Here is a 7,276-nt window from a genome sequence, read left to right as displayed (position 1 = left end):
CCTGTTAACCACCCACCCAATGCCAAATAGGCAGTAGGGAAAAGCAGCAAACCAGACCAACCAACAAATACGAAACGGTCGCGCTTGAGCCAGTCGTCGAGGATGTCGAACCATCCGCGCTGGCTAACGCGCCCTAGGGCGATCGTCATGGTTTTTGTTCACAAAGCGTTACATAAGGAACCATACAGATAGAAGTGGGGTTTTGAGGGGAAAACCCAACAAGATCAGCACATCTACCTACGCACTTGCTTCCCTAGGGTGCCGCCAGTAGTGATTTCTCCATGTTTGTTATCGAACTAAGCCTCAAGCTTTCGCCAATGCCAATCTCCGTGCAACGCAAGGAATTGGAGGCAGCCCAAAGCCTCTACCAAGAAATTCGCAGTGCAATGCAACACGGTGAGCGGCAATTGTTAGAGCTGCGTTGCGAAAAAGCAGAAGAAAAATTAGTAACACTTTTAAGCAGCGAAATCCTGGCTGTGCAGATATACGAAAAAAGTGCCCTCGGCGCCGGTAGCAAGCGCCCTGGCTTCAGCCTCGGCGCTGAATGAAAGCAATCCTTGAAGTGGATCGGGTTAGCTACCGCTGGCCTAACAACAGCGCTGCCCTAATCAATTGCTCGCTGCAAATTCCAAAGCCGGGCCTTTGGATGCTGGTGGGCGGCAACGGCAGCGGTAAAAGCACTCTGTTGCGTTTGATCTCTGGCCTGCTTGAGCCCAAAGAAGGCGAAATCCGGCTGGCTTCAATTGCAGCGCTGGTTTTTCAAAATCCAGACCATCAACTGCTTTTGCCCTGCTGCGGCAGTGAACTCTGCTTTCACCTGCCAGTAGGGATAGCGCCGCAGGCAGAGCTAATCGAAGCTGCTCTTGATCAGGTGGGGCTTGCGGGATTTACCAATCGCCCGATCCACAGCCTCAGCGGCGGCCAGAAGCAACGGCTCGCTATTGCCTCAGCTCTGTTAAGCGGAGCAGAGCTGCTGTTGCTGGATGAACCAACCGCATTGCTTGATCCAGAAAGTCAAGGGGCAGTGCTGGCTTTAATCCGCCAGCTTTGCCAGCAAACAGCAACGCAACCGAAGCCGCTCACAGCACTTTGGGTTACCCACAAACTGGAGGAACTGCACCATTGCGACGGGGCCTTAAGGCTTGAGCAAGGCAATGCCGGACCCTGGCTTACTGGGGCTTCTATGGCTAGCGCCCTTGAGGGGTTGCCCAGGGGGCGGGCGGGCGGTTAAGTTCTAATCCACCTCGTTTGGGGTGCAATCCTCGGTAGCTCAGTGGTAGAGCGATCGGCTGTTAACCGATTGGTCGCAGGTTCGAATCCCGCCCGGGGAGTTTTTAACACTTTAATAAATAATATTTAATTGATATAAGTTTATTGCAAAATAAACTATTAATTTAGATATTTGCCGGTTCGTAAAAAATTCTTTTTATTTATCCTCTATACTATAAAAACAAGCACGCAGAAACGATTGGAAGTAATCCACGGTTCTGGCTAATCCCTGCTCCACCCCCACCAAGCTGCATTGATGAAGCCCTGCATCCTCTTAATAGAAGACGACCAAGACATGCGGGAGCTTGTGGCTGGCTGCCTTGAGCATTCCGGGTTTGATGTGCAAAAAGCAGAAGATGGCATTAAGGGGCAGGCTCTCGCCCTCCAATACGGCCCAGATCTAATCGTGCTTGATCTGATGCTGCCCAAAGTTGATGGGCTCACCCTTTGCCAACGCCTACGGCGCGATGAACGCACAGCTCAAATACCAATCTTGATGCTCACCGCCCTTGGCGGCATAAAAGACAAAGTAACGGGCTTTAATTCTGGCGCCGATGATTACTTAACCAAACCTTTTGAACTAGAAGAGTTCCTAGCTCGTATCAAGGCCCTGCTGCGCCGCAGCGATCGTGCTCCGTTATCAAGTAAGCACAACGAAATTCTTAATTTCGGGCCGATCACCCTTGTGCCTGAAAGATTTGAAGCAATTTGGTTTGAACAGGCGGTGCGCCTCACCCACCTTGAATTCGAACTACTGCACTGCTTATTGCAACGCCACGGCCAAACTGTTGCACCATCTTTGATTCTCAAAGAAGTGTGGGGCTATGAACCAGACGATGACATTGAAACCATTCGCGTTCACATCAGACACCTGCGCACCAAATTAGAACCAGACCCCCGCAAACCCAGGTTTATCAAAACCGTTTATGGAGCCGGTTATTGCCTGGAATTGCCCTCTGGCAATCAATTAGCTGATTGCAGCTTGGTAATGGCAGAATTTCGCGCTTCAAGCGCAGAGATTGCCGCTTCAAGCGCAGAGATTTAGTAAAGCCACTTCCCAAGCCAAGCGGGGCTGCACATTGCCCTGCAAATGTTTCCGCAAAAGCTCAAGCCTTTTTAATGGGGATGGATCGCTTTTTTGCTGCCAAAGCCTGCGTTGCCAAAGGCCCAGCAGCCAGATCTGTTGTTCCACATCAAGCTGCTCGCAAATTTCACTTGCAAGCCTCAATGCAGCAAGCGGATTGGCAGGCAACTCAGCCAGCGCTGTAATTAAAAATTCTGGTAACTCTTGCCACCTGCTGCGCCATTCCAGTAAGGCGCCTGGAGATCCAGCGGCTAATGCCAATAATTCAGTTGAATCAGCGTCAATTTCCATTACTTGGGCGAGTTCTGCGGGCGGTAGGGGCCGAAACGGGATGCGCATACAGCGGCTCAAAATTGTGCTGAGAAGTTTTTCAGGCGCTGCTGTTAACAAAATCAGCAAGCCCTGCCCCGGTTCTTCCAAAGTTTTAAGCAGTGCATTTGCAGCGGCTTCCGCCATACGTTCAGCCCCTTCCAGCAGCACCACTGAACGGGGAGCCTCCAATGGTGTGCGCGCCAAAAAGCGTGCCACTTCACGAATCTGCTCAAGCCGCAGTTGAGGTAAAGCTTTCTTTTGCAAGCCATCAGCCTTGGCTTTTGAAACCGGAATCAACACCCCTTTATCGCTGTAGGTGGGTTCCACCAACAGCAAATCTGGATGGTTACTTAATTCCAAACGCCGCCGCAGCCCTAAATCAGCTGTTAAGCCAAAATCTCCAACTTGTTTATTAGAAATTTGTTTAGTGAAAATACCTTCAATAAAACGAAGCGCCACTAACGAGCGCCCCACCCCTTCTGGCCCTGCGAACAGGTATGCAGGTGCTAATCGATTTGTATTTAGCGTGGCTGTAAGCAATTGCAGGGCTTGCTGATGGCCCACAATTCCTGAAAACAACTCTTCTTTCACGGCTTGAGCTGTGATTTTAGAAATTGCCCACTAGCAATAAAAGATTGCCTCAGCAGAGATTGCAAACGCTCCTGCACCTCTGCTTCGCTGCCAATGGCGTTAACGCACTGCCAGCCAGGCCGAACACTCAGTGCACTGAAGCCCCCATGCACCCGCTCAAGGAATGCCAACCCCTCCGCTTCAATGCGATCTTCCCTTTCCCCAGCGCGGCGGGCTGCAGCTACAGGGGGCGCCAGCTCGAGCCAAATGCATAAATCCGGCCGCAAACCAGCTGTTGCTAATTCTTCCAACTGATCGATTAAGGCCAAATCCAAGCCGCGGCCATAACCTTGATAGGCAGCAGTAGAACCACTAAAACGATCACATAACACCCAATTACCAGCGCTTAAAGCCGGTTCAATGCATTGCTGCACATGCTGCGCTCGATCAGCGGCATAAAGCAGTAATTCGGCCCGGCTTTCGGGAATATGGCCCTCCGGGGGATGCAGCAACAGGCCGCGCAAGGCCATTCCCAGGGCTGTTCCCCCAGGTTCGCGGCTGGTAACCAAGCTGGCCCCAGCAGGCAATAAACCACTGGTGGGCAGCCAGGCAGCTAAGGCGCGCAGCTGAGTGCTCTTACCGCAACCATCAATGCCTTCAAGCACGAGGAATTTTCCCCTGCGGTTTTTTGTCATGGCAGCTTCAGCATCAAGGCATTGGCCACCACAGTGAGGGAACTGAGCGCCATCAACAACGCCGCCAGCGGCGGCGTTAGCAGCAAACCAAAACGCGGCAACAAAAAGCCTGCTGCCAGAGGCAGCACAAGCAGGTTGTAGCCAAAGGCCCATGCCAGGTTTTGGCGCACCTTTGCCATGCAGCGTTTAGCGAGCTCCAGGGCTTGGGGCACTGCCATTAGGCGATCGCCTAAAACCACTAGATCAGCGCTGTCTTGGGCGATCTGGGTGCCAGTACCCACTGCAATGCCTAAATTTGCCGCGGCCAGCGCTGGCGCGTCGTTTAAGCCATCCCCCACCATCGCCACCGGTTTTTGAGCCATTTCCAATTTGGCCAATTTCTGGGCTGGGCTTAAGCCCCAAGCCAATTGCTGGAATTCCAGGTTCAAATCACTGGCCAACTGCCGCACCGGGCCCTCGCGATCGCCACTCAATACGCCAAGCCCATAACCCCGCTCTTTTAGGCATTGCAAGGCCGCCAGGGCATCTGGCCGCAAGGCATCACGCACCGCTAACAAACCGAGCAATTGGGTGCCGTGGGCTAAGGCAAGCACCGTGGCGCCCCCTTTGGCTTGAAGCGCTTGCCATTCCACAGCGGCCGTTTGCGGGCGCACACCTTGCTGTTCAAGCCACTCGAGCCGCCCTAAGCGGCAGGTGTGCTCCATCCCCTCCAGTTCTCCGCTCACCCCTGCGCCTGCAACCGTGCAACTTTCCGTGCACTGCAACAGCTTTAAACCTTTGCCTTCAGCCCCCTGCAAGAGGGCCCAGGCCAAAGGGTGGCGAGTGTGTTGCTCTAAAGAAGCCGCCAGTTGCAAAAGACGCAATTCCTCCAAGCCATCAGCCAGGGGCAAACTTGCTTCCACTAAGGGCCTGCCGCGGCTGAGGGTGCCGGTTTTGTCGAATAACACCGTGCGCACTGATGCTGCAATTTGCAACACCTCTCCCCCTCTAAAGAGCAACCCCATCCGAGCGGCGCGGCCGGTGGCAACACTGATTGCCGCTGGTGTGGCAAGGCCTAAGGCACAGGGGCAGGCCACCACCAAAACAGCGATAGCCAGCTGCAATGCCAAGCCCACCGGAGTGTTTGCCCCAGCCCCAAGGCTGCGGTGATGGCCAGCTGCATGGGGCATACCAGCTAAAACCTGCGGGAAAAGCTCGGTGCCAATCAGCCACCAAAATAAAAATGTGGTTATTGCAAGAGCAAGCACTATCCAGGTAAATCGCCCCGCCCAGCGATCGGCTAAGGCTTGGATTGGTGCCTTGCGGGTTTGGGCCTGTTGCACCAACTGAATCAAACGAGCTAAAGCGGAATCGGCACCGCTACGCAACACCTCTAATTCCAATGGCGCCTGCAGATTTAGGCCGCCAGCAGCAAGCTCAGCGCCGGGTTGCACCAAACGCGGCATCGGTTCACCGGTTAAGCCCGATTCATCAATGCTTGAGCAACCCAGCAACACAACCCCATCCACCGGCAAACGATCCCCCGGCAAGATGCGGAGGCGATCCCCTGGCCGTAGCCCCCCCACCCGCACCGCACGGGGAGGGTGATCGCCAAGCAGCAGCAAAGCGTTATCGGGCTGCAATTCAGCTAAGGATTCGAGCGCATCACCGGTGCGGCGCCGGGCCCGATCCTCAAGGAAACGGCCCAACAACACAAACCCCAAAAGCATTAGGGGCTCATTAAAAAAACAGCTCCAGCCCACTGCCGGCCAGATCAAAGCCACCAAACTGGCAAGGTATGCACTAAAAACACCCAGCCCCACAAGGCTGTCCATCGCTGGCACGCCACGGCGCAACCCCTGCCAGCCCCGCACCAAAATCATCCGACCTGGCCCCGCAAGGGCAACAGTTGCCACTAAGCCATGCAGCCGCATATCGGCTAATGGCCCCGATTCACTGAGGTGGGCGGCACTACTTATTACCAATAGAGATAAAGCGATCACAAGCTCGCGCCAGCGCTGCCACCAACCAAGGGGAGCTCTGCTTTCGCGTAGTTGCTCGAGGGCGCTTTGCTGAGGCCTAATGCGACCCGGAAAACCAAGCCCGGCAAGGCTTTGCAATAAATCCTCTGGCGTGCCTGGGGGATCGAGCTCCACCCAAGCTGTGCGGCTCAATAAATTAACGCTGGCTTCCAGCACTCCGGGTTGCGCTAACAAGCGCTTTTCAACGGCGCTAACGCAGCCGCCGCACTTCATGCCATCGATATCGAGCAGCAAGGCCTGAGAAGTCATACCCCAGGTTAGTTAGAGAAGCTGTCAGCTGCCCAGCCAAAGGGCCACACTGGGGTTCAATCGAGTTAATACGGTGCCGCGCAGCCAACGCAACGACAACTTCATCGATAAAAGCTTCACGGTGATGGCGGATTTGATCTTGAAAATGTTGCCCACAAACAAACGGGCCAAGGAGGCTTTTGCTTATTACCGCGACGGCATGAGCGCCCAAGGCGATGGGGAGTATGCCGAAGCCCTAGAAAATTATGAAGAAGCCCTAAGGCTGGAAGATGATCCAAATGATCGAGCTTTTATTATTTACAACATGGCTTTAGTGTTTGCTAGTAATGGTGAACATCTAAAAGCTTTAGAGCACTACGAGCAGGCACTTGCATTGAATGCAAAAATGCCCCAAGTATTAAATAACATGGCAGTTATTCATCATCATCTCGGCAGCTTGGCCCAGGAGCAAGGCAAAACCGATGAGGCGGATCAATGTTTTGATATCGCTGCAGATTGCTGGACAAAAGCAATTCGTTTGGCTCCAAATAATTACATCGAAGCCCAAAACTGGTTGAAAACCACTGGCCGTGGCAATGCTGATGTTTTCTTTTAATCGGTTGGATTAGCGCCAAGCGCTGCCACTAAAGCCTCAGCAATCGTGCTGGCTTCAAGCAGTTGCAAATCCAAGCCAGCGGCTATCCGGCTTAGGCCACTGCCTTTGGGTACCACCGCCCGACGGAAACCGAGGCGGGCTGATTCCTGTAAGCGCAATTCCAGCTGAGCTACCGGCCTCAGCTGGCCGCCCAGGCCTAGTTCACCCACCAGCACCGTGCCTGGCGGCATGATCAAATCCCTGTAGCTAGCCACCACAGCAGCAGCTACACCAAGATCAGCGGCCGGTTCCTCCACCTCCAAACCACCAGCCACAGCCAGATAACAATCAAATCGGGAAAGGGGGATCCCGAGATGTTTTTCCAACACTGCCAAAATTTGATGCAAACGGTTGGTGCCAATGCCTGTTGCAGTGCGGCGTGGGCTTGCGTAGCTGGTGGTGCTAACGAGGGCCTGCAGCTCAACTACCAGGGGCCTGGTGC

General features: G+C 54.0%; 8 protein-coding genes, 1 tRNA gene and 1 pseudogene. 5 read left to right on the top strand and 5 right to left on the bottom strand.

The window, feature by feature from the left end; all coding sequences use genetic code 11:
* Positions 1-149 (bottom strand): annotated as a pseudogene (locus KB557_RS07780) (photosystem II D2 protein (photosystem q(a) protein)); the annotation flags it as partial.
* Between the two features lie 132 nt (positions 150-281).
* Here KB557_RS07780 and KB557_RS07775 point away from each other — a divergent pair.
* From KB557_RS07775 to KB557_RS07760, 4 genes are all read left to right on the top strand, one after another.
* The gene (locus KB557_RS07775) at positions 282-548 is read left to right on the top strand and encodes a hypothetical protein (RefSeq protein WP_255132965.1); all 267 of its coding nucleotides are present in this window, start codon (positions 282-284) and stop codon (positions 546-548) included.
* A complete protein-coding gene (locus KB557_RS07770; RefSeq protein WP_255132963.1) occupies positions 545-1,231 on the top strand; it encodes an ABC transporter ATP-binding protein in 687 nt (228 codons plus the stop codon). Before KB557_RS07775 ends, KB557_RS07770 begins: the two co-directional genes overlap by 4 nt.
* Before the next feature lie 28 nt (positions 1,232-1,259).
* Positions 1,260-1,331, top strand: a tRNA-Asn gene (locus tag KB557_RS07765).
* 194 nt (positions 1,332-1,525) lie between these two features.
* On the top strand, positions 1,526-2,314 hold the full coding sequence (locus KB557_RS07760; protein WP_255132961.1) for a response regulator transcription factor: 789 nt from the start codon (positions 1,526-1,528) through the stop codon (positions 2,312-2,314).
* On the opposite strand, the gene KB557_RS07755 is transcribed toward KB557_RS07760, so the two are convergent.
* Genes KB557_RS07755 through KB557_RS07745 form a run of 3 tightly spaced genes read right to left on the bottom strand, consistent with a single transcriptional unit; the run spans position 2,297 to position 6,200 of the window.
* Positions 2,297-3,256, bottom strand: a complete 960-nt coding sequence (locus KB557_RS07755) for a DNA polymerase III subunit delta' (protein WP_255132959.1) — start codon at positions 3,254-3,256, stop codon at positions 2,297-2,299. The two genes, KB557_RS07760 and KB557_RS07755, sit on opposite strands and share 18 nt — an antisense overlap.
* A complete protein-coding gene (gene tmk / locus KB557_RS07750; RefSeq protein ID WP_255132956.1) occupies positions 3,253-3,930 on the bottom strand; it encodes a dTMP kinase in 678 nt (225 codons plus the stop codon). The genes KB557_RS07755 and tmk overlap by 4 nt, the downstream gene beginning before the upstream one ends.
* Positions 3,927-6,200: a cation-translocating P-type ATPase gene (locus KB557_RS07745; protein ID WP_255132954.1), complete on the bottom strand. Its 2,274-nt coding sequence runs from the start codon at positions 6,198-6,200 to the stop codon at positions 3,927-3,929. The genes tmk and KB557_RS07745 overlap by 4 nt, the downstream gene beginning before the upstream one ends.
* 73 nt (positions 6,201-6,273) lie before the next feature.
* On the opposite strand from KB557_RS07745, the gene KB557_RS07740 reads away from it, so the two are divergent.
* Positions 6,274-6,795 carry a photosystem I assembly protein Ycf3 gene (locus KB557_RS07740; RefSeq protein WP_255132952.1) on the top strand — a complete coding sequence of 174 codons (522 nt, stop codon included), beginning with the start codon at positions 6,274-6,276 and terminating at the stop codon, positions 6,793-6,795.
* On the opposite strand, the gene KB557_RS07735 is transcribed toward KB557_RS07740, so the two are convergent.
* Positions 6,792-7,276: magnesium chelatase domain-containing protein (locus tag KB557_RS07735; RefSeq protein WP_315856210.1), on the bottom strand; the 485-nt coding region annotated here is incomplete at its 5' end. The two genes, KB557_RS07740 and KB557_RS07735, sit on opposite strands and share 4 nt — an antisense overlap.

It is taken from the genome of Synechococcus sp. Cruz CV12-2-Slac-r (assembly GCF_024346075.1).
Taxonomy (GTDB): Bacteria; Cyanobacteriota; Cyanobacteriia; order PCC-6307; family Cyanobiaceae; genus Synechococcus_D.
The sequence above is the reverse complement of the archived record's forward strand: the minus strand, read 5'-3'. Positions and strand labels throughout refer to the sequence as shown.

What these genes read in the sequence shown, in the direction of transcription:
- KB557_RS07775 (WP_255132965.1), top strand. Translation starts at nt 282, where the DNA reads ATGTTTGTTATCGAACTAAGCCTCAAGCTTTCGCCAATGCCAATCTCC.
- KB557_RS07770 (WP_255132963.1), top strand. Translation starts at nt 545, where the DNA reads ATGAAAGCAATCCTTGAAGTGGATCGGGTTAGCTACCGCTGGCCTAAC.
- KB557_RS07760 (WP_255132961.1), top strand. Translation starts at nt 1,526, where the DNA reads ATGAAGCCCTGCATCCTCTTAATAGAAGACGACCAAGACATGCGGGAG.
- tmk (WP_255132956.1), bottom strand. Translation starts at nt 3,930, where the DNA reads ATGACAAAAAACCGCAGGGGAAAATTCCTCGTGCTTGAAGGCATTGAT.
- KB557_RS07745 (WP_255132954.1), bottom strand. Translation starts at nt 6,200, where the DNA reads ATGACTTCTCAGGCCTTGCTGCTCGATATCGATGGCATGAAGTGCGGC.